Source organism: Pantoea sp. JV6, from assembly GCF_025910055.1.
GTDB classification, from domain to species: Bacteria; Pseudomonadota; Gammaproteobacteria; order Enterobacterales; family Enterobacteriaceae; genus Pantoea; species Pantoea agglomerans.
In genome coordinates this window covers 423,958-444,134 of the sequence record NZ_JAPCIM010000012.1, presented here as the reverse complement: position 1 = coordinate 444,134, position 20,177 = coordinate 423,958, and the positions used below count along the sequence as shown (strand labels likewise).

General features: G+C 58.7%; 21 protein-coding genes. 10 read left to right on the top strand and 11 right to left on the bottom strand.

Annotated elements, in window-relative coordinates:
• Positions 1-14 precede the first annotated feature (14 nt).
• Together OK412_RS12350 and OK412_RS12345 are read right to left on the bottom strand one after the other, a co-directional pair.
• Positions 15-596 (bottom strand): response regulator transcription factor, encoded by a 582-nt coding sequence (locus OK412_RS12350; protein ID WP_033756983.1) that lies wholly within the window; start codon positions 594-596, stop codon positions 15-17.
• Between the two features lie 98 nt (positions 597-694).
• Complete coding sequence (locus OK412_RS12345) at positions 695-1,063, bottom strand: YbgS-like family protein (protein WP_022626030.1); 369 nt, start codon at positions 1,061-1,063, stop codon at positions 695-697.
• A gap of 287 nt (positions 1,064-1,350) precedes the next feature.
• On the opposite strand from OK412_RS12345, the gene aroG reads away from it, so the two are divergent.
• The gene (gene aroG / locus OK412_RS12340; protein WP_010669658.1) at positions 1,351-2,403 is read left to right on the top strand and encodes a 3-deoxy-7-phosphoheptulonate synthase AroG; all 1,053 of its coding nucleotides are present in this window, start codon (positions 1,351-1,353) and stop codon (positions 2,401-2,403) included.
• 202 nt (positions 2,404-2,605) lie between these two features.
• On the opposite strand, the gene gpmA is transcribed toward aroG, so the two are convergent.
• The 6 genes from gpmA to modE form a co-directional block, all read right to left on the bottom strand.
• On the bottom strand, positions 2,606-3,358 hold the full coding sequence (gene gpmA, locus OK412_RS12335; RefSeq protein ID WP_033756988.1) for a 2,3-diphosphoglycerate-dependent phosphoglycerate mutase: 753 nt from the start codon (positions 3,356-3,358) through the stop codon (positions 2,606-2,608).
• Between the two features lie 151 nt (positions 3,359-3,509).
• Positions 3,510-4,544 carry a galactose-1-epimerase gene (gene galM, locus OK412_RS12330; protein WP_033779565.1) on the bottom strand — a complete coding sequence of 345 codons (1,035 nt, stop codon included), beginning with the start codon at positions 4,542-4,544 and terminating at the stop codon, positions 3,510-3,512.
• Positions 4,538-5,686, bottom strand: a complete 1,149-nt coding sequence (gene galK / locus OK412_RS12325; RefSeq protein WP_010669660.1) for a galactokinase — start codon at positions 5,684-5,686, stop codon at positions 4,538-4,540. The genes galM and galK overlap by 7 nt, the downstream gene beginning before the upstream one ends.
• Positions 5,683-6,729 carry a galactose-1-phosphate uridylyltransferase gene (galT, locus tag OK412_RS12320; RefSeq protein WP_010669661.1) on the bottom strand — a complete coding sequence of 349 codons (1,047 nt, stop codon included), beginning with the start codon at positions 6,727-6,729 and terminating at the stop codon, positions 5,683-5,685. The genes galK and galT overlap by 4 nt, the downstream gene beginning before the upstream one ends.
• 236 nt (positions 6,730-6,965) lie before the next feature.
• Positions 6,966-8,438 carry a molybdate ABC transporter ATP-binding protein ModF gene (modF, locus tag OK412_RS12315; RefSeq protein ID WP_264353218.1) on the bottom strand — a complete coding sequence of 491 codons (1,473 nt, stop codon included), beginning with the start codon at positions 8,436-8,438 and terminating at the stop codon, positions 6,966-6,968.
• A gap of 69 nt (positions 8,439-8,507) precedes the next feature.
• The gene (modE, locus tag OK412_RS12310) at positions 8,508-9,290 is read right to left on the bottom strand and encodes a molybdenum-dependent transcriptional regulator (RefSeq protein WP_157351719.1); all 783 of its coding nucleotides are present in this window, start codon (positions 9,288-9,290) and stop codon (positions 8,508-8,510) included.
• Positions 9,291-9,426: 136 nt separating this feature from the next.
• Here modE and OK412_RS12305 point away from each other — a divergent pair, with 136 nt between their 5' ends.
• The 4 genes from OK412_RS12305 to modC all read left to right on the top strand — a co-directional run bounded on the left by OK412_RS12305 (position 9,427) and on the right by modC (position 12,244).
• Positions 9,427-9,582, top strand: coding sequence for an AcrZ family multidrug efflux pump-associated protein (locus tag OK412_RS12305; RefSeq protein WP_010260183.1), 156 nt, complete (start codon positions 9,427-9,429; stop codon positions 9,580-9,582).
• Between the two features lie 144 nt (positions 9,583-9,726).
• Positions 9,727-10,500, top strand: a complete 774-nt coding sequence (gene modA, locus OK412_RS12300; protein ID WP_264353217.1) for a molybdate ABC transporter substrate-binding protein — start codon at positions 9,727-9,729, stop codon at positions 10,498-10,500.
• On the top strand, positions 10,497-11,186 hold the full coding sequence (gene modB / locus OK412_RS12295; RefSeq protein ID WP_010669664.1) for a molybdate ABC transporter permease subunit: 690 nt from the start codon (positions 10,497-10,499) through the stop codon (positions 11,184-11,186). Before modA ends, modB begins: the two co-directional genes overlap by 4 nt.
• Positions 11,186-12,244 (top strand): molybdenum ABC transporter ATP-binding protein ModC, encoded by a 1,059-nt coding sequence (modC, locus tag OK412_RS12290; protein ID WP_191919159.1) that lies wholly within the window; start codon positions 11,186-11,188, stop codon positions 12,242-12,244. The genes modB and modC overlap by 1 nt, the downstream gene beginning before the upstream one ends.
• Here the strand turns inward: modC and OK412_RS12285 are convergent, their stop codons facing one another.
• Positions 12,245-13,063 (bottom strand): pyridoxal phosphatase, encoded by an 819-nt coding sequence (locus OK412_RS12285; protein WP_010669666.1) that lies wholly within the window; start codon positions 13,061-13,063, stop codon positions 12,245-12,247.
• 155 nt (positions 13,064-13,218) lie between these two features.
• On the opposite strand from OK412_RS12285, the gene pgl reads away from it, so the two are divergent.
• Complete coding sequence (pgl, locus tag OK412_RS12280) at positions 13,219-14,220, top strand: 6-phosphogluconolactonase (protein ID WP_264353216.1); 1,002 nt, start codon at positions 13,219-13,221, stop codon at positions 14,218-14,220.
• Positions 14,221-14,563: 343 nt separating this feature from the next.
• On the opposite strand, the gene OK412_RS12275 is transcribed toward pgl, so the two are convergent.
• Entirely contained in the window at positions 14,564-15,040 is a 477-nt protein-coding gene (locus OK412_RS12275) for a kinase inhibitor (protein ID WP_013357177.1), read from the bottom strand.
• 75 nt (positions 15,041-15,115) lie between these two features.
• Positions 15,116-16,420, bottom strand: coding sequence for an adenosylmethionine--8-amino-7-oxononanoate transaminase (gene bioA / locus OK412_RS12270; RefSeq protein WP_033757012.1), 1,305 nt, complete (start codon positions 16,418-16,420; stop codon positions 15,116-15,118).
• 85 nt (positions 16,421-16,505) lie between these two features.
• Between bioA and bioB the strand changes: the two genes are divergently transcribed.
• The 4 genes from bioB to bioD are packed head-to-tail and all read left to right on the top strand — an operon-like array spanning position 16,506 to position 20,095.
• Positions 16,506-17,537: a biotin synthase BioB gene (gene bioB / locus OK412_RS12265; RefSeq protein ID WP_010260213.1), complete on the top strand. Its 1,032-nt coding sequence runs from the start codon at positions 16,506-16,508 to the stop codon at positions 17,535-17,537.
• Positions 17,537-18,688, top strand: coding sequence for an 8-amino-7-oxononanoate synthase (gene bioF, locus OK412_RS12260; protein WP_264353215.1), 1,152 nt, complete (start codon positions 17,537-17,539; stop codon positions 18,686-18,688). The genes bioB and bioF overlap by 1 nt, the downstream gene beginning before the upstream one ends.
• Complete coding sequence (gene bioC / locus OK412_RS12255) at positions 18,672-19,427, top strand: malonyl-ACP O-methyltransferase BioC (protein WP_033771181.1); 756 nt, start codon at positions 18,672-18,674, stop codon at positions 19,425-19,427. The genes bioF and bioC overlap by 17 nt, the downstream gene beginning before the upstream one ends.
• Positions 19,424-20,095: a dethiobiotin synthase gene (gene bioD, locus OK412_RS12250; protein WP_264353214.1), complete on the top strand. Its 672-nt coding sequence runs from the start codon at positions 19,424-19,426 to the stop codon at positions 20,093-20,095. The genes bioC and bioD overlap by 4 nt, the downstream gene beginning before the upstream one ends.
• Positions 20,096-20,177: the final 82 nt, after the last annotated feature.

Sequence of the window (20,177 nt, the reverse complement as noted above, 5' to 3'; positions counted from 1 at the left end):
TAGCAGGAGAGTTCTCACTGCTGCGCCTTCCACAGGTCAGCCAGTTCCACCACCGAACGAGCGCCGGTTTTTTCCAGAATGTTCTTTTTATGGGTGCTGACCGTTTTATTACTGATGTGCAACTGGGCGGCGATTTGCAGATTGGACAGGCCGCTGGCCAGCAGCGCCAGAATCTGACGCTCTTTCTGGGTCAGCGGGAGTTCCGGCTCATCATCCATCACCGGAAACGCCGTCTGACCGCCCAGCACCGCCAGGATAGCGCTAAGCAGCTGCGCCATGCGCTGGCTCTTCACCACATAACCGGCGGCACCCAGCGCCTGGGCGCGACGCACATAGTGGCGGGTCTGCTGAGCAGAGTAGATCAATACCGGACAGTCGGGCCGATGGATCTTCAGGCGACGCAGGAACTCCAGCCCATCGCTATCCGGCAGGCCAATATCCAGCACGATGATGTCCAGTGGCTGCTGAAGCAGGGGACGGGCGGCTTTTTCACTGCTGGCAGAGAGGAGCTGAACCGGAATAGGCGACTGGCTCAGAGCGGCTTCAAGTGCCACTTCAACCAGCGGATGATCGTCAATCAGAAGCAAAACGGCCATGAAGGATTTCCTGTAAAATTCACAGGATTAGCATAGCGGAAGAGTGGGACAGAGGGGAGAAAAACCAGGAGAGCGTCAGCTCTCCTGGCTAAACAGAATTACTGGGTGGTGCCGTCGGTTTTGGTATCTACGTCACCGCCGCCCACTTTAGTCTGAACTTTTTTATTGATGTTCGGACATTTACCATCTTTACACTGGGCGTTCTGGTCCATTTCGTTAGCAGACATATTACCATGGCTGGTGGTGCTGCCAGACGTTGCAGGATTGGTATCGTTGCCAGTGTTATTAATTTTGCTGTTATCGACATTATTTGGCGGCAGATTCTCTTTCGCTCCGCCCGCTGCTGCACCTGCACTGGCTGCCTGATTCGATGTACCGTTATTGCTGCTGCTGTCTGCAGCCAGTACCGCACCGCTGCTCAGTGTCATTGCTGCTGTCAAAAAGAGTAAGGCAAACTTTTTCATCATTATGCTCCCGTTAATAAATGAAGATGCTTTAAGCCCAGAGGTGCAATTTCGGGTAAGAAAATCCCTGACGAAATATAATTCGCCGGTTGGCTTAAACAGGGTGATTTAATTTGGTAAGCGGGACGTTCCTCAGTGCTTACCATTAAAAAGTCTAGTCGCTAACCTGATTAATGCAAATATCACCCGCACATTTAACCCGCAGCGGGAATTTACACCCCAGGCGCTTCGGGCTACATTGGGCAGGTTGTGTCCGGCGGGCGCCGGGCCAGAAATAATATGGAATCAGTATGAATTACCAGAACGATGACTTACGCATCAAAGAGATTAAAGAGCTGTTACCTCCGGTTGCGCTGCTCGAAAAATTCCCGGCGACCGATCGTGCTGCACAGACCGTTTCACAGGCCCGTCAGGCGATTCATCAGATCCTGCAGGGCAAGGACGATCGCCTGCTGGTGGTGATCGGCCCCTGCTCAATTCATGACACTGAAGCGGCAAAAGAGTATGCCGACCGCCTGCTGGCGCTGCGTGATGAGCTGAAAGGCGAGCTGGAAGTGGTGATGCGGGTCTATTTTGAAAAGCCGCGCACCACTGTGGGCTGGAAAGGGCTGATCAACGATCCCTACATGGACAACAGCTACCAGCTCAATGACGGTCTGCGTCTGGCGCGTAAACTGCTGCTGGATATTAACGACAGCGGCTTACCGGCGGCGGGCGAGTTTCTGGATATGATTACCCCGCAATATGTGGCTGACCTGATGAGCTGGGGCGCGATTGGTGCGCGCACCACGGAATCTCAGGTACACCGTGAGCTGGCGTCCGGTCTCTCCTGTCCGGTCGGCTTCAAAAACGGCACCGATGGCACCATTAAGGTGGCGATCGATGCCATTAACGCGGCGGGATCGCCGCACTGTTTCCTGTCTGTGACGAAGTATGGTCACTCCGCCATTGTGGAAACCAGCGGCAATGGTGACTGCCATATCATTCTGCGCGGCGGCAAAGAGCCGAACTACAGTGCGCAGCATGTTGCAGAGGTCAAAGAGGGCCTGGCAAAAGCGGGTCTGCCACAGCAGGTGATGATCGATTTCAGCCACGCCAACAGCAGCAAGCAGTTCCAGCGTCAGATGGTTGTGGCAGACGATGTCTCACAGCAGCTGATTAATGGTGAGCAGGCGATTGTCGGTGTGATGATCGAGAGTCATCTGGTGGAAGGCAACCAGAGTCTGGAGAGCGGCGAGCCGCTGGTCTATGGCAAAAGCGTCACCGACGCCTGTATCGGCTGGGAAGATACCGACAAGGTGCTGCGTCAGCTGGCGGCAGCGGTTAAACAGCGCCGCGGCTGAGTGGGATAACTGACAAGGTCTGACCCGGTTCGCGTTGAGGATTGTGCCTCTGACCGTATTCCCTGCGCTTTGAGCCAATCAGTTGTTGCCTGGCTCATTGATCTCTTTATTCTGACAACGAACACAGTGCGCAGCGTTCGTGCGCGCAGCCCAATAAAAAAGGCCAGACTTTCGTCTGGCCTTTTTGCATTTCAGCGAGAAATTACTTCGCTTTACCCTGATTCGCAACGGCTGCGGCTTTCGCGGCAATCTCGTCCTGGTCGCCCAGGTAGTAGCGTTTCAACGGTTTGAAGTTTTCATCGAACTCATAAACCAGCGGTACGCCGGTAGGGATGTTCAGTTCGAGGATTTCATCTTCGCTCAGGTTATCCAGATATTTCACCAGCGCACGCAGTGAGTTGCCGTGTGCGGCAATGATCACTTTCTCACCGCTTTTGATGCGCGGCAGAATGGTTTCGTTCCAGTAAGGGATAACGCGGTCAATAGTCAGCGCCAGGCTTTCGGTGGTTGGCAGCTGCTCTGGGGTCAGTTTCGCGTAACGCGGATCATGGCCCGGGAAGCGCTCATCTGAACGATCCAGCTCTGGCGGAGTAACGGCAAAGCCGCGACGCCACTGCTTAACCTGCTCATCACCATATTTGGCAGCGGTTTCCGCTTTATCCAGACCCTGCAGCGCACCGTAGTGACGCTCGTTCAGACGCCAGGTTTTCTCAACCGGCAGCCAGGCCTGATCCAGCTCATCCAGCACATTCCACAGCGTGTGAATGGCACGCTTCAGTACTGAGGTGTAAGCGAAATCGAAAACAAAGCCCTCTTTTTTCAGCAGCTGACCTGCTGATTTGGCTTCGCCACGACCTTTCTCTGAAAGGTCAACATCATACCAACCGGTAAAGCGGTTTTCGTTGTTCCACTGGCTTTCGCCGTGTCGCACCAGAACCAGCTTAGTTACAGCCATAGCTTAACTCCTTAATACTGTGATGTTTCTGTGAGATTGGAAACCTGCTGCTGCCCGCCTGACACGCGAGCTGATTGCGCCATACCATAACGGAAAAGTGGGCAGCGCGTAAGCCTGTGTGTGACGCACTGCGCGTTTTTCAGCCGGAGGCTCAGCGTGGCGTGAAGCGATAACGCGTCACGGATTCCCAGCGATCTCCCGGCTGCAGCCAGCAATCAGGCTGAGGCCATTCATCATGATTAGGCGAATCCGGTAAAAATTCGCTTTCCAGCGCAATACCCTGAAATGCAGTATAGCTCGCCTGCTCACGGGCACGGGTGCCCGCCAGGTAGTTGCCGGAGTAGAACTGCAACGCCGGTGCCGAAGTGGTCACGCTGAGCTGCAGTCTGCCATCTTCCGACCAGAGTTCTGCCGCAGGCTGAGTGTCGTCGCCTGCGCTGTTGAGCAGAAACGCATGGTCATAGCCCTTCACCGCTCGCTGGTCGTCGTCTGCCAGAAACTCCTGTGCCACGACTTTGGCCTCGCGGAAATCAAAACTGGTTCCGGCAACCTCTTTCAGCGGCGCATTCGGGATGCCTTCGCTGTCGACCGGCAGATAATGGTCGGCGTGCAGTTGTAAGCGATGCTGGCGGGCGTCGCCATGATGCGCATCAAGGTTAAAGTAGGCGTGGTTAGTCAGATTGACCGGGCAGGGCTGATCGCAGCGCGCTTCATAGCTAATGCTCAGGCAGTTCTGGTCATCCAGCTGATAGCGCAGATCGGCAATCAGATTGCCGGGATAGCCCTGATCGCCATCGGGCGAATCAATGCGGTAGTGCACCTCGCTGTCAGACTGGCTGACAATCTGCCATCGGCGCTTATCAAAGCCTTCCGGTCCGCCATGCAGCTGATGTGCTCCCTGGTTCGGCACCAGTTGGCGGTTCAGTTTATTCAGTTTTGCCCCGGCGATGCGGTTAGCGTAGCGGCCGACCGTCGCGCCCAGATAGGCATCCTGATGGAGATAGTCAGAGGGCGTGGCGCAGCCGAGTAGCGCTTCACGCACCGTGCCATCCTGCATCGGCACGCGGGCGGAGAGCCAGGTTGCGCCCCAGTCCATAAAGGTTGCCAGCATGCCGTTGGCATTGCGCAGCACCGTTATGCGCCACGGCTGACCGTCGGGCGCATGGGAGTTGACGTCGTTCAGCATTGGCCGGCTCCTTCAGAGGCTTTGCAGACGTAGAAGGTCTCTTTGATGCCGGTCGCAGCTTCATACTGCTCCGCTACGGCGGCTTTGACCTGATCGACCAGATCTAGTGGCATCAGCGCGACGATACAGCCACCAAAGCCGCCGCCGGTCATACGCACGCCGCCGCGCTCACCGATCTGCGCTTTCACGATCTCAACCAGGGTATCGATCGGTGGCACGGTGATCTCGAAGTCGTCACGCATCGAGGCGTGAGATTCGGCCATCAGCTGGCCCATACGGGTCAGGTCGCCCTGCGTCAGCGCATCGGCTGCTTCCAGGGTGCGGGCGTTCTCGGTCAGGACGTGACGCACGCGTTTTGCCACCTGCGGGTCGAGCTGCGCCTGTGCCGCTTCAAACTCGGCCAGTTCAACGTCACGCAGCGCCTTCTTATTGAAGAAACGCGCGCCTGCTTCACACTGCTCACGACGCGTGTTGTATTCGCTGCCAACCAGGGTACGACGGAAGTTGGAGTTGATGATCACCACCGCGATATCTTCCGGCATCGACACCGGACGCGTGCCCAGCGTGCGGCAGTCGAGCAGCATGGCGTGATCTTTCCGGCCCAGCGCTGAGATCAGCTGGTCCATGATGCCGCAGTTACAGCCGACGAACTGGTTTTCCGCTTCCTGACCATTCACGGCAATGGCGGCGCCATCCAGCGGCAGATTATAGAGCTGCTGCACCACGGTGCCGACCGCCACTTCCAGCGACGCAGATGAGCTGAGGCCCGCGCCCTGAGGCACGTTGCCGCTGATCACCATATCGATACCGCCGAAATCGGCATGTCGCTGCTGCAGATGCTTCACCACGCCGCGCACATAGTTGGCCCACATCGGTTCCTGCAGGCTGACGATCTCTTCATCGAGAGAGAATGTGTCCTGCGCATTTTCATAATCCGCCGCGACCACCCGAATCTGGCGATCGTCACGGCGGGCACAGGCAATCACCGTCTGGTAATCGATGGCGCACGGCAGCACGAAGCCGTCGTTATAGTCGGTATGCTCGCCAATCAGGTTAACGCGGCCCGGTGCCTGAATGGTATGCGTAGCGGCGTAACCGAAGGTGTCAGAGAAAAGCTGCTGCGTGATGGTTTTTAAGCTCATTGTTGTGCCTCACGGAAGTGAACGTCGCTGACAGAACGCAGACGTTCCGCCGCCTGTTCCGCCGTTAAATCGCGTTGGGTTTCGGCCAGCATTTCATAGCCAACCATAAATTTACGCACCGTTGCTGAGCGCAGCAGCGGCGGATAGAAGTGAGCATGCAACTGCCAGTGATCGTTGGCTTCGCCGTTAAACGGCGCGCCATGCCAGCCCATGGAGTAGGGGAATGAGCACTGGAACAGGTTGTCGTAGCGGCTGGTCAGCAGCTTAAGCGCCAGCGCCAGGTCGGTACGCTGCGCCTCATTGAGGTCGGTAATTCGTTTGACGTGCGCTTTCGGCAGCAGCAGGGTTTCAAACGGCCAGGCGGCCCACCACGGCACCACCGCCAGCCAGTGATCGGTTTCCACCACGGTGCGGCTGCCATCCTGCTGTTCACGTGCCAGATAGTCGACCAGCATCGGCGAGCCATGTTTAGCGAAATAGTCGCGCTGATGATCATCTTCACGCTGCGCTTCATTCGGCAGGAAGCTGTTGGCCCAGATCTGACCATGGGGATGCGGGTTGGAGCAGCCCATCGCCGCGCCTTTGTTCTCAAACACCTGCACCCACGGATAGTGCTGACCCAGATCGGCGGTCTCTGCCTGCCAGGTACGCACCACCTCTTCCAGTGCGTTCAGCGACATCTCCGGCAGGGTTTTGCTGTGATCGGGCGAGAAGCAGATGACCCGACTGGTGCCGCGTGCGCTTTCACAACGCATCAGGATATCGTCGCTCTCAGGCGCGTCTGGCGTGTCGGTCATCAGCGCAGCAAAGTCATTGGTAAAGACGTAGGTGCCCGCATAGTCCGGGTTTTTGTCGCCGGTGATGCGGGTGTTTCCGGCACACAGGAAGCAGTCCGGATCGTGCGCCGGTAACGTATTGACCGCCGGGGTTTCCTGCGCGCCTTGCCACGGACGTTTGGCCCGATGAGGTGAAACTAAAATCCATTGATCAATCAGTGGATTGTAACGGCGATGCGGGTGATCGACCGGGTTGAATTTTTCCATGTTAGATCCTGGTAAGCGTCAAAAGCCAAAGAGGCATCAGTAAAAAGTAGCACATCAGCGCGCCCGAAAGCGTGATCAAGTCTGGATAAATGGTATCGTTTACACAAGCTGAATATTCTTATTTCGTGGCATTGTGTGCGGATATATGGCGTGAAAGGTGATGTGGAATGGTAGCGCTTACACAAGAGCGCTTTAAAACGCCGCAGCAGCGGCGTGGGTGACGCGTTACATGAGCCCTAGTGCAGGGTTTCCTGCTGATAGTGAAAGCCGCCGTCATGGGCGATAAAGCTCAGGCGATGTGTGATGCAGGCGGGCGCATCTTCCGCGTGATGCGAAACAAACAGCAGCTGAGTCCGTCCCTCGCCAATCAGCACATCGACAAAGCGCCGCACCAGCTGGCGGTTAATCGGGTCGAGCCCCTGTAGTGGCTCATCCAGAATCAGCAGCGTCGGATGCTTAACCAGCGCGCGAGCAATCAGCACCAGCCGCTGCTGTCCCCATGAGAGCGAGTGGAATGGCGCATCGGCCTGTCCGTTATCCATCCCCAGCAGTGCCAGCCACTGCTGAGCCAGCGCTTTTTGCCGGTCAGAAGCCGCCTGATAGAGACCAATAGAGTCGAAGAAGCCCGACAGGATCACCGTGCGCACATTGGTGCTGACGCGGTAATCGAGATGCAGGCTGCTGCTGACATAGCCAATATGCTGCTTGATATCCCAGATGGTTTCGCCACTGCCGCGACGGCGGCCAAACAGGGTTAAATCATTGCTGTAGCCCTGAGGATGATCGCCGGTCACCAGGCTGAGCAGGGTCGATTTTCCGGCGCCGTTCGGGCCGGTAATCTGCCAGTGCTCGCCGGCGTTGACCTGCCAGTTCAGCCCCTGAATTACTGGCTTATCGTTATACGAGACGGTGCCGTTGCGCAGGATAACGCGCGGCGCATCATCCGCCAGCGATGGCAGCTGATCCGGCGCATCCGCCTCAGGTAACGCCATTCCCATCAGCTGTTCACTGTGTGCCAGCTGCGCCACCAGCGCTTCCGTTAAAATGGCCTGGCGTGGCCCGCTGTGGGTGAGAGTGCACTCCGCCAGCACGCCAACCTGCTGAATGAAGTCGGGAATATCATCAAAGCGATTGAGCACCAGTACCAGGGTAAATGTCGGCTGCTGCAGGCTGCGCAGCGTGTCGGTCAGGCTGGCGCGCGACGCCACATCCAGTCCGTCAAACGGCTCATCCAGAATCAGCAAATCTGGCTGGTTCATCAATGCCTGACAGAGCAGGGTTTTGCGGGTTTCGCCGGTAGAGAGATATTTGAAGCGGCGTGAAAGCAGCGCTTCGATGCCGAACTGCTGGGCCAGCTGCTCGCAGCGCTCGGGCTGCTGCACCTCCGCCTGAATCACCTCTGCCACGGTCAGCCCGGTATCCTCTTCACCTTCGCTGAGCATATCGGTGTTGTTGCGCTGCCACTCCTGCGCCACCAGGGTTTGTAGCTGCTCCAGCGACAGCCGGACCGGCCGTCTGAAGTCGCTGCTGACTGAACCGGCCAGCGGCGGCAGTTCTCCAGAGAGTGCGCGCGCCAGTGAAGATTTGCCGCTGCCGTTGGCTCCGACAAACGCCCAGCTTTCGCCGCGCTGCAGTTCCACCTGATTCAGACTCAGTATCCGGGTATCGCTAAGACGAAACGTGCCTTGCGAAATGTGCAATGAAGCCATGTTCTGTTCCATTTTTTGCATCGTGTCACTGAGTTGTAACCATTGCCCGTAATGAAGTCAAATCAACGGCTAGAGCAGGGTGGCGACGATGGCGTGTTCCGCATTGAAACTGGCGATCACGGCGTCGCCGGGCTGCAGCCTGAGTTGCTGCAGCTGATCGTTGCTCAGAGTCGCGCACAGGGTTTCGCCGCTGGCGAGCTTCATCAGCACTTCACTCATCTGCTCGCCGGGTTCGATGGCACTGACCGTCGCTGCCAGCTGATTGTCATCCTGTGCGGCGTCACGACTGATGCGGATCCACGGCGCCTTGATCAGCACCAGCACCTCTTTACCGGCGGCCAGTTGCAGGCGATCGGCGCTGTGCTGGGTCAGCGCCACATTAAGCTGCGTGACGCCATCGGCCAGTTGAATCAGCAGATGCTGGACCACCTGCTGTGCATCGTTACTGACGACGGTGCCAAACAGCTGGTTACGGGCGCTGGTCTGCAGCGAGAAGCGGGCGATGGCCGCCAGCAGACTGTCGAGCGGTAACGTATCCTGCTGCAGCGCATCAAAGGCTTTCTGCTGGATCTGCTCCATCAGCTGGAACAGCTGAATCAGGCGTTCACCGTAGCGGGTCAGCGTGGCACCGCCGCCGCCTTTACCGCCGGTGGCCCGCTCCACCAGCGTTTCATCCGCCATCTGGTTCATCTCATTAATCGCATCCCAGGCACTTTTGTAGCTGATACCGGCCAGCTTCGCCCCCTGACTGATCGACCCGGTCTGCTGTACGCGTTTCAGCAGCTCAATACGTCGCGGATCGGCAAACAGTTTCTGTTGTAAACGGATATGAAGGGACAGTTCGGCTTCCATGACAGCTCCGGCAAAGGGTTAAGGCGAAGGCCGATGATAGCGGCGTTTTGTGACCAAAGTAAAAGCACGAAAAGGGCTGCGCAAAATTTTGCTGACCCGTTACAATCTCTTTTTTGTTAGCAGAGTGAGACTCTCCATGCTGGAATTACTTAAAAGCCTCGCCGTCGCCATACTGATGGTGCCTGTGGTGATGGCGCTGATGCTGGGTATGATTTATGGCCTGGGTGAAGTGTTTAACGTCATCTCTAAAATTGGTCATCGCGAAAAATCCTCAGCCCGTTCGCACAATTAATTGCTGCCACGCCCGCCATCTGCGCGGGCGTGGTTGTTTTTAACTCACCTGATTTAACCTTTTGTTCCCCCTGCCGATAATTTACTGAACCTCACTGACATTGCGCTATATTATCCGCTACACAACGAATAGCCGGAGAAAATCATGTCATTTAAACACTATCGCTGGGGCGTCGCGGCCCTGATCACCGTTTCGCTGGCCGGACAGGCTGTGGCCGCCGACAACATTACTGTGTTTGCCGCGGCTTCACTGACCAACGCGATGCAGGATATTGCCAGCCGTTACAAGCAGGAAAAGGGGGTGACGGTGGTCTCTTCGTTTGCCTCCTCTTCAACGCTGGCGCGCCAGATCGAGCAGGGTGCTCCTGCCGATCTCTTTATCTCTGCCGATCAGCAGTGGATGGATGATGCGGTGGCGAAAAAAAGTGTGATTACCAGTAGCCGCTATACCCTGCTGGGCAACGATCTGGTATTGATTGCGCCACGCAGTGCCGCCGCGAAAGCGGTGACGCTGGACCCGCAGACTGACTGGAAAACCTTGCTGCAAGGTGAGCGTCTGGCAGTCGGCGATCCGGACCACGTTCCTGCGGGCATCTACGCCAAAGAGGCGCTGCAAAAGCTGGGTGCCTGGGAAGGCGTTGCGCCTTCGTTAGCGCCAGCCAATAATGTGCGGGCAGCGCTGGCGCTGGTCGAGCGTAATGAAACGCCCTATGGCATTGTCTACGGGTCTGACGCGGTCGCCAGCGATAAAGTGCAGGTCGTCGGGCATTTTCCGGCAACCAGCCATAAACCCGTAGAATATCCGATGGTGATCGTGAACGATCACGACAACGCTGCCGTTAAAGCGTTTTATGATTATCTGAAAGGGCCTCAGGCCGCGGCTATCTTTAAACATTACGGATTCACACCGACGAAATGATACTCAGCGATCCCGAATGGCAGGCGGTACTGCTTAGCCTTAAAGTCTCTGGCATAGCCGTGATAGGCAGTCTGCCGTTTGGCATCCTGATGGCCTGGATTCTGGTGCGCTGCCGTTTTCCTGGTAAAGCGCTGCTCGACAGCCTGATCCACCTGCCGCTGGTGCTGCCGCCGGTGGTGGTGGGTTATCTGCTGCTGATTAGCCTTGGGCGGCGCGGCATCATAGGCGAAAAGCTTTATGACTGGTTCGGCTTCAGCTTTGCTTTTAGCTGGCGCGGTGCCGCACTGGCCTCTGCCGTGATCGCTTTTCCATTGATGGTGCGCGCCATCCGGCTGGCGCTGGAGGCGGTGGATTGCCGGCTGGAGCAGGCGGCGCGCACGCTGGGCGCCGGACGCTGGCGGGTCTTTTTCACCATTACGCTCCCGCTGACCTTGCCGGGCGTGATCGTCGGAACGGTGCTGGCGTTTGCCCGATCGCTGGGCGAGTTCGGCGCCACCATCACCTTTGTTTCCAATATTCCCGGCGAGACGCGCACGCTGCCGCTGGCGATGTTTACCCTGATAGAGACACCGGGCGCGGAAGGGGCGGCGGCACGGCTCTGCGTCATCGCGATCGTGCTGGCCCTGGCGTCACTGCTGGCGTCGGAATGGCTGGCACGCGCAGGCCGTAAGCGGATGGGAAACTGATGCTATCACTCAACGTTATGCAGCAGCAGGGCGATCACGTGCTGGAGGTCGACCTGCAGATCCCGGCCAAAGGGATCACCGCTATTTTCGGCGTGTCAGGCGCCGGAAAAACCTCCCTGATCAACGCGATCAGCGGACTGACCCAGCCGCAGCGGGGACGGATCCAGCTGCACAATCGTCTGCTGTTTGATGCGGAGCAGAAGATTGCGCTGCCGCCGGAAAAACGGCGTATCGGTTATGTGTTCCAGGATGCGCGGCTGTTCCCGCACTATCGGGTCCGAGGCAACCTGCAATATGGTATGGCACCTAAGATGAAAGCGCAGTTCGACAGTCTGGTCTCTCTGCTGGGTCTGGAGGCGCTGCTGCCGCGCTTTCCGCTGTCGCTGTCGGGCGGGGAAAAGCAGCGGGTCGCGATTGGCCGTGCGCTGCTGACCGCACCGGATATGCTGCTGCTGGATGAGCCGCTGGCGTCTCTGGATCTGCCACGCAAACGTGAACTGATGCCCTATCTGCAAAAGCTGGCGAAGCAGGTTGAGATTCCGATGCTCTACGTTTCGCACAGCCTGGAGGAGATCCTGCAGCTGGCTGATAACGTGCTGGTGCTGGATGCGGGCAAGGTCAAAGCTTTTGGTCCGTTGGAGCGGGTCTGGAGCAGCAGCGCGATGCGGCCCTGGCTGCCGGTGAGTGAACTGACCAGCGTGCTGCGGGTGCAGGTGCTGGAACAGCATCCCGACTATCCGATGACCGCGCTGTCGCTGGGCGATCAGCACATCTGGGTCAGCCGGGTGAATCAGCCGGTTAAAACCCCGCTGCGTATTCGCATTGCCTCGGCCGATGTCTCGCTGGCGCTGCAACCGCCGCAACACAGCTCCATCCGCAACATTTTACCGGCACAGGTGGTGGAATTGCTGGAGGTCGGGGACCAGGTTGAGGTGAAGCTGCGCATCGGCATCAGCGAACTCTGGGCGCGCATTACGCCGTGGGCGCGGGATGAGCTGGGCATCCGGCCGGATCAGTGGCTTTATGCCCAGATCAAAAGCGTCTCGGTGACGCCCTGATTACAACACGTACTGATAGAGGGTATCGGCAATACCGGTTTCAAGGTTGGTGCCGATCACCATTTTCGCCCGCGCTTTGATCGCCTCATCGGCATTGCCCATCGCCACGCCCAGTCCGGCCGTTTCCAGCATGCTGAGATCGTTATAGTTATCACCGAACGCGATCACATCGGACATACTCAGCCCCAGTGATTCAACCCACTGCGCCAGTCGTTTGCCTTTGCTGTTGCCGCCTTTGGCGATATCGACCTGATCGTGCCACGACCATTCGCAGGCCAGTCCCAGTTCCGCTTCCACTCTGGTAGCGAACTGCTGCAGTTCCGGAATGTTGTTGTGCGACAGGGCAAACTTCCAGATCGAACCGGCGTCGCGTGCCGCCTGGGCCAGGTCGGGCACCTGGCGGAACAGTGGACGCTGGTGGGCAGGCAGCGATTCGGCCCACTTCAGGGTGCGCATCACGTGGCCGGTCGGGGTCTGATAGAGCATCGCATCATCCACGTAGAGCAACCCGTGAATCTGCTGCTGATTCAGCATCTCAATTACCTGCAACGCCAGTTGCGGGTCGAGGGGATCGGACGCCAGCACCTTTTTCGCCTGGTAATCATACAAATAGGTGCCATTACAGCAGATTGCGGGTGTATCCAGCTGTAACGCCTGATAAAAAGGGTGGATAGCGCAGTGATGGCGTCCGGTCACGATAGCGACATGAACGCCCGCCTGGCGTGCCTGATTTAGCGCTTCGATTGACTGCGGCAGAATCGTTTTGGCTGGGGTCAGCAGCGTGCCGTCGAGGTCGAGGGCAATTACACGGTAGCTCATTAATCCTCTCGTTTTTCCTGGTTTGCAGGGGCTGAAGTCTACACCTCACCACGGTCCGGAGACAAAAAACAGGGCACAAATGATCCCAGCGTAGGGCAATAAAACAGGCTACAGTGATTCACAGATCATGATCAGGCAGCAAAAAAGGAGAATGCATGAAACAAGTTGTCTACACCGCCAGTCCCGAGAGCCAGCAGATCCACGTCTGGCAGATGAATGATGAGGGCGGGCTGACGTTGCTTCAGGTGACCGATGTCGCCGGCCAGGTTCAGCCGATGGTGGTGAGTCCGAACCGCGATTTTCTCTATGTCGGTGTGCGTCCCAATTTCCGCGTGCTGGCGTTTCGCATTGCCGCCGATGGTACGCTGACCGAAGCGGGTCAGGCGCCGTTGCCCGGCAGCCCGACTCACATTTCCACCGATCGCCAGGGCAGGTTCCTGTTCTGCGGCTCCTACAATGATACCTGCGTCAGCGTCAGCCCGATTGGCGATGACGGCATTCCGCAGGCCCCGCTGCAGGTGATCAGCGGACTGGATGGCTGTCACTCGGCCAACATCGATAATGACAACAAGACGCTCTACGTGCCGGCTCTGAAGCAGGACCGTATCTGTCTGTTTAAGCTGGGCGAAGATGGTCAGCTGACGCCGCGTAAACAGACGCAGGTCACGACGGTAGAAGGCGCTGGCCCGCGTCATATGCAGTTCCATCCGGGCGGCCAGTATGCTTACTGCGTGAACGAGCTCGACAGCACGGTTGAGGTGTGGGCATTAAATACGGGCGAAGGCGAAGCAGAAAGCGTTCAGACGCTGGATATGATGCCGCCTGACTTCAGCGGTACGCGCTGGGCAGCCGATATTCATCTGACGCCGGATGGCCGTTTCCTCTATGCCTGCGATCGCACCAGCAGCACGCTGGCAGTCTTCAGCGTCAGCGACCTGGGCGATGAGCTGACCCTGGAAGGGTTCCAGCCGACGGAAACGCAGCCGCGCGGATTTAACATCGATCACAGCGGACGCTATCTGGTAGCGGCGGGACAGAAATCTCATCACATCGAAGTTTATGCGATTACCGAACCGAAAGGGCTGCTAAAGCCGCTGGGACGTTATGCGGTGGGGCAGGGCCCGATGTGGGTTGTGATTCATCAGTTACAGGCGTAACCCGCTACGAAAAACGCCTCTCCTGTCAGGGAGAGGTATGAGATAGTTGACGAAGTCTGCCACAGCCCAGCTGTGAGATCGAGCAGACACAGGGAATGGCGTCAGATCGGAAAGACGCAAAAACCGCCATCCATGGCACGCTCGGCCCACGCGATTACGCACCTCATCCCTGAGGTGCGCCCGTAGCCGGGCCAACGCTTTGCGTTGTTCAAAAACGCTTCCGGCGTTTTTGTCCCTGGGCGTGGGACGCTTTCCTCTTCTGACGCCGTTCCCTGCGTTTTGAGCTAATACGTTGCTGCCAGGTCACCCAGCCTTGGGTTTGCCAGTAGTCTGTCGTGCTGAATTACTGATAATTCACGGTCAGCGAGGCGCTCGCCAGTGCGTGGAAATGCACATTAAAGCCGACCATTGCGCCACTGGCGCCTTCATCTACTTCAATCGTCTCAACATCCAGCGCATGCACGGTGAAAATGTAGCGATGGGTTTCGCCCTGTGGCGGCGCCGCGCCACCGTAGCCCGCCTGACCGAAATCGGTACGGGTCTGAATTGCGCCTGCTGGCAGTGATGCTTTGCCGGAACCGGCACCCTGCGGCAGTGACGTCGTGCTGGCCGGAATATTCGCCACCACCCAGTGCCACCAGCCGGAACCGGTCGGGGCATCAGGATCGTAGCAGGTCACCACAAAACTTTTGGTGCCTTCCGGCGCCGCTTCCCAGGCAAGGTGGGGAGAGATATTCTCGCCCTGATAACCCATGCCGTTGAAAACATGTTTTTCAGGCATCTTCTCGCCGTCATTAAAATCCTGACTAAAAACGCGCATCACATCTCCTTAATTGTCGATGAATAGCCTGTCATCATAACCAAAAGTGCCGTCAGTGCCAGCGGTCAGCCCGCTTCAGGCGGCAAAATGTTGAGAATGCTCCAGCGCGCCGCCAATCGCCTGCACCAGCCTGCTCAGCGCCTGCGGCGTGATGATGTAGGGTGGCATCAGGTAGATCAGCCGGCCAAAAGGCCGGATCCAGACGCCCTGTTCAACAAAGAACTGCTGCAGCGCCGCCATATTAACCGCCTGATGGGTTTCCACTACGCCAATCGCGCCCAGCACGCGCACATCGGCCACCTGCGGTGAACTGCGCAGCGGCAGTAGCTCAGCCCGTAACTGCTGTTCGATCGCCGCCACCTGGCGCTGCCAGTGACCTTCCGCCAGCATGGTCAGGCTCTCCGCCGCTACCGCACAGGCCAGCGGATTGCCCATAAATGTCGGGCCATGCATAAAGCAGCCCGCCGCGCTGCGGCTGATGGTGTCCGCGACCTCGCGGGTAGTCAGGGTCGCCGCCAGCGTCATCATGCCACCGGTCAGCGCTTTGCCGACGCAGAGAATATCCGGGGTAATGCCTGCATGCTCGCAGGCAAAGAGTTTGCCGGTACGGCCAAACCCGGTGGCGATCTCATCCGCAATCAACAGCACGCCATAGCGATCACAGGCTTCCCGTACCTGCTGCAGATAGCGCGGATGGTAGAAACGCATGCCGCCCGCACCCTGCACAATCGGCTCCAGAATGACGGCTGCCAGTTGCCGGTGATGCTGTTCTATCAGCCTGGCGAAATTATCGAAATCAGGCTGGTGCCATTCATCATCAAAGCCGCAGGCAGGGGCCGCCGCAAAGTGATGCTCGGGCAGATAGCCGCGCCACAGGCTGTGCATCGAGTTCTCGGGGTCGCACACCGACATCGCTGCAAAGGTATCGCCGTGATAGCCGCGTTTCAGCGTCAGGAACTGCTGACGCGTCTCGCCACGCCCCAGCCAGTACTGCAGCGCCATCTTCATCGACACTTCCACCGCCACCGAGCCTGAATCGGCCAGGAAGACGCACTCCAGCGCCTCAGGCGTCATCGCCACCAGCTGACGGCAGAGCGCCACCGCCGCCGGATGGGTAATGCCGCCAAACATCACGTGCGACATCTGTGTGACCTGCTCTGTGAGTGCCCGATTCAGGCGCGGATGGTTGTAACCGTGGATCGCCGCCCACCACGAGGACATCCCATCCACCAGCTCACGGCCATCGGCCAGTTGCAGCTGAAAACCCTGTGCGGCGACCACCGGGTAGCAGGGCAGCGGATCCTGCATAGAGGTGTAGGGATGCCAGATATGCTGGCGGTCAAAGCGGGCATCGTCTGAGGAGAAAACGGGGATAGTCATCGGAGTTGTAAACCAAAATAAAAAAATATAGTTTACAAGTATAACCCTGCTTTTCGTCGGGATGACACCCTTTTTGGAGTAAGTAATGGCTCAACGCTGGACAATTGCACAGGCGCAAGCGCTGTTTGATCAACCTTTTCTTGAACTGATGTTTAAAGCGCAGCAGGTGCATCGGCAGCACTTCGATCCGCGCCAGGTGCAGGTCAGTACCCTGCTGTCGATTAAAACCGGTGCCTGTCCGGAAGATTGTAAATACTGCCCGCAGAGCGCGCGCTACAAGACCGGCCTGGAGTCGGAGCGTCTGATGGAAGTGGAAGAGGTGCTGACCTCAGCGCGTCAGGCCAAAGCCGCTGGTTCAACCCGCTTCTGCATGGGTGCCGCGTGGAAAAACCCGCACGAGCGCGATATGCCCTATCTGGAGAAGATGGTTGAAGGCGTGAAGGCGATGGGAATGGAAACCTGCATGACGCTGGGCACGCTCAGCGAGCACCAGGCGCAGCGACTGGCGGGCGCGGGTCTCGATTTCTACAACCATAACCTCGACACCTCACCGGAATTCTACGGCTCCATCATCACCACCCGCAGCTATCAGGAACGTCTGGATACGCTGGGCAAAGTGCGCGACGCCGGCATTAAAGTCTGTTCGGGTGGCATTGTCGGCCTGGGCGAAACCGTTAACGACCGCGCCGGTCTGCTGGTGCAGTTAGCCAACCTGCCAACGCCGCCGGAGAGTGTACCGATCAATATGCTGGTGAAGGTCAAAGGCACGCCATTGGCGGATAACGATGATGTGGAACCGTTCGATTTTATCCGCACCATCGCGGTGGCGCGCATCATGATGCCGACCTCGCATGTGCGCCTCTCAGCGGGCCGTGAGCAGATGAGTGAGCAGACCCAGGCGATGTGCTTTATGGCCGGGGCGAACTCGATTTTCTACGGCTGCAAACTGCTGACCACGCCGAATCCGGAAGAGGACAAAGACCGCGTGCTGTTCCGCAAACTGGGTCTTAACCCGGAGCATACTCACACTCAGCACGGCGATCAGCAGCAGGAGCAGCAACTCAGCGAGCAGCTATTCCATGCCGACACTGAACAGTTCTACAACGCGGCGCTGTAATGGGCTGGCAGCAACGTATCCGTCAGGCGCTGACGCAGCGCCGGGCGGCCGATGGCTGGCGGCAGCGACGGGTGATCGATCAGCAATCGACCCGCACGCTGCACAGCGGCGGCCGCAGCTATCTCCACTTTTCCAGCAATGATTATCTCGGCTTAACCCAGCATCCGGCGGTGATTGCGGGCTGGCAACAGGGCGCGGCGCAGGCGGGCGCAGGTGCCGGTGCTTCAGGGCATGTCACCGGTTATCACCGTCAGCACGCCGATCTTGAGGCGCAGCTGGCCGACTGGCTCGGCTACGACCGTGCGCTGCTGTTTATCTCTGGCTTTGCGGCCAATCAGGCAGTTATTCATCTGCTGGGCGAGAAAAACGATCGCATCCTGGCCGATAAACTCAGCCACGCCTCGCTGCTCGACGCCGCCAGCCATAGTCCGGCACAGCTACGACGTTTCCATCACAACGCGCCGGAGAGCCTGGCAGCCCGGCTCGCCTCTCCCTGCGAGGGCGAAACGCTGGTGGTGACGGAAGGTATTTTCAGCATGGATGGCGACAGTGCGCCGCTGGCCGCCCTGGCGCAACAGACGCGCCAGGCAGAGGGCTGGCTGCTGGTGGATGATGCGCACGGCATCGGCGTGGTGGGTGAGCAGGGGCGCGGCAGCTGCTGGCAGCAGGGCGTTAAACCGGAACTGCTGGTGGTCACCTTTGGCAAAGCCTTTGGCGTCAGCGGTGCCGCGCTGCTGTGCGACGCGGCCATCGCCGACTATTTTCTGCAGTTCAGCCGACATCTGATCTACTCCACCGCGATGCCCGCGGCGCAGGCTAGCGCGCTGCAGGCGGCGCTGCGTGAAGTTCAGCAGGGCGATGCCCTGCGGCAGCAACTGCAGCAGAACATCGGGCATTTCCGGCGCGGTGCGGCCTCGCTGCCGTGGCAACTGATGGACTCCGGCAGCGCGATTCAGCCGCTGCTGGTGGGCGAAAATGGCGATGCGATGGCGCTCTCCCAGCGGCTGGCTGAGGCGGGCTGCTGGGTCAGCGCGATCCGGCCACCGACCGTGCCGCCGGGGACGGCCCGGCTGCGCATCACCCTGACCGCGGCTCATCATCCTGAGGATATTGACCGGTTACTGGAGGCGCTGCATGACGCTGCGGGTTGACAAGCAGGCGGTGGCACGCGCCTTTGGCCGGGCGGCCAGCCATTACGATGCCCATGCGGCGCTGCAACGCCTCAGCGGCGATGCCCTGCTGGCACAGGCGCCCGCACAGAGTGGTCTGCAACTGCTGGATGCCGGTTGCGGCACCGGCTGGTACAGCAGGCTGTGGCGCGAACGTGGCAAACAGGTAACGGCACTGGATCTCTCTCCGCAGATGCTGCAACAGGCGCGGGACAATGACGCGGCGCAGCACTATCTGGCCGGTGATATCGACGCGCTGCCGCTGGCGGATAACACGATTGATCTGGTGTGGAGCAACCTGGCGGTGCAGTGGAGCGAGGATCTGCCCGGCGCGCTGAGCCAGTTCCGGCGGGTGCTGCGGCCCGATGGCACGCTGCTGTTTTCCACTCTGGGCGACGGTTCGCTGCAGGAGGTTCATGAAGCCTGGTCCCATCTGGATGCGCTGCCTCACGCTAATCGCTTTCTCAGCGAGCCACAGATTGCGGCGGCCTGCCACGCAGAGCAGCTGCGCTGTACCTCAGAGGTAGTGACCCTGCATTTTCCCGATGCGCTCAGCGCCATGCGCTCACTGAAGGGGATTGGTGCGACCCATCTGCACCAGGGGCGTGACGGGCAGGTATTAACCCGACAACGGCTCAACCAGTTAGAGGCGCACTGGCCGCGCGATCGGCACGGCTATCGCCTGAGTTACCATTTAATCTATGGAGTAAGTGCATCATGAAACGCCTGTTTATCACTGGCACCGACACCGAGGTCGGTAAAACCGTGGCCAGCGGCGGGCTGCTGCAGGCGGCAGCCGCAGCGGGCTATCGCTGTGCGGGCTATAAGCCGGTTGCCTCTGGCTGTGAGATGACGCCAGAGGGCATCCGTAACAGCGATGCGCTGGCGCTGCAGCGTTACAGCAGCGTGCCGTTAACCTATCAGCAGGTCAATCCGCTGGCGTTTCTCGAGCCGACATCGCCGCACATCGTCAGCGCCGAAGAGGGCAGGCCGATTACCCATCAGGCGCTGTCGGCGGGTCTGGCGGCGCTGCAACCGCTGGCTGACTGGATTCTGGTAGAGGGCGCGGGCGGCTGGTACACCCCATTGTCGGAGACGCACACTTATGCGGACTGGGTGGTCAGCGAAAAGCTGCCCGTGATTCTGGTGGTGGGGATTAAGCTCGGCTGCATCAATCACGCCATGCTCACCGCTGACGCGGTGCGGGCAAGCGGCCTGCCGCTGGTGGGCTGGATCGCCAACACCGTCGAACCACCGGGTAAACGCTATCAGGAGTATCTCACCAGCCTGAAAAATAGGTTACCTGCGCCCTGTCTGGGCACCATCCCGTTTCTCACCGATGCGGCGCAGCAGGCGTCCTGTGGTCACTACCTGACGCTGCCCGAGTAACCGCCTGGCCTGGCTATTTTATTTGTCGTGCTGAATCCGGGCAGTGCTCACCATTTTCGCGCGCTGTGTACACGCTCCGGTG

Bases quoted from the DNA above. Each gene is read 5' to 3' on its own strand.
- OK412_RS12350 (WP_033756983.1), bottom strand. From the start codon at position 596: ATGGCCGTTTTGCTTCTGATTGACGATCATCCGCTGGTTGAAGTGGCA.
- OK412_RS12345 (WP_022626030.1), bottom strand. From the start codon at position 1,063: ATGATGAAAAAGTTTGCCTTACTCTTTTTGACAGCAGCAATGACACTG.
- aroG (WP_010669658.1), top strand. From the start codon at position 1,351: ATGAATTACCAGAACGATGACTTACGCATCAAAGAGATTAAAGAGCTG.
- gpmA (WP_033756988.1), bottom strand. From the start codon at position 3,358: ATGGCTGTAACTAAGCTGGTTCTGGTGCGACACGGCGAAAGCCAGTGG.
- galM (WP_033779565.1), bottom strand. From the start codon at position 4,544: ATGCTGAACGACGTCAACTCCCATGCGCCCGACGGTCAGCCGTGGCGC.
- galK (WP_010669660.1), bottom strand. From the start codon at position 5,686: ATGAGCTTAAAAACCATCACGCAGCAGCTTTTCTCTGACACCTTCGGT.
- galT (WP_010669661.1), bottom strand. From the start codon at position 6,729: ATGGAAAAATTCAACCCGGTCGATCACCCGCATCGCCGTTACAATCCA.
- modF (WP_264353218.1), bottom strand. From the start codon at position 8,438: ATGGCTTCATTGCACATTTCGCAAGGCACGTTTCGTCTTAGCGATACC.
- modE (WP_157351719.1), bottom strand. From the start codon at position 9,290: ATGGAAGCCGAACTGTCCCTTCATATCCGTTTACAACAGAAACTGTTT.
- OK412_RS12305 (WP_010260183.1), top strand. From the start codon at position 9,427: ATGCTGGAATTACTTAAAAGCCTCGCCGTCGCCATACTGATGGTGCCT.
- modA (WP_264353217.1), top strand. From the start codon at position 9,727: ATGTCATTTAAACACTATCGCTGGGGCGTCGCGGCCCTGATCACCGTT.
- modB (WP_010669664.1), top strand. From the start codon at position 10,497: ATGATACTCAGCGATCCCGAATGGCAGGCGGTACTGCTTAGCCTTAAA.
- modC (WP_191919159.1), top strand. From the start codon at position 11,186: ATGCTATCACTCAACGTTATGCAGCAGCAGGGCGATCACGTGCTGGAG.
- OK412_RS12285 (WP_010669666.1), bottom strand. From the start codon at position 13,063: ATGAGCTACCGTGTAATTGCCCTCGACCTCGACGGCACGCTGCTGACC.
- pgl (WP_264353216.1), top strand. From the start codon at position 13,219: ATGAAACAAGTTGTCTACACCGCCAGTCCCGAGAGCCAGCAGATCCAC.
- OK412_RS12275 (WP_013357177.1), bottom strand. From the start codon at position 15,040: ATGCGCGTTTTTAGTCAGGATTTTAATGACGGCGAGAAGATGCCTGAA.
- bioA (WP_033757012.1), bottom strand. From the start codon at position 16,420: ATGACTATCCCCGTTTTCTCCTCAGACGATGCCCGCTTTGACCGCCAG.
- bioB (WP_010260213.1), top strand. From the start codon at position 16,506: ATGGCTCAACGCTGGACAATTGCACAGGCGCAAGCGCTGTTTGATCAA.
- bioF (WP_264353215.1), top strand. From the start codon at position 17,537: ATGGGCTGGCAGCAACGTATCCGTCAGGCGCTGACGCAGCGCCGGGCG.
- bioC (WP_033771181.1), top strand. From the start codon at position 18,672: ATGACGCTGCGGGTTGACAAGCAGGCGGTGGCACGCGCCTTTGGCCGG.
- bioD (WP_264353214.1), top strand. From the start codon at position 19,424: ATGAAACGCCTGTTTATCACTGGCACCGACACCGAGGTCGGTAAAACC.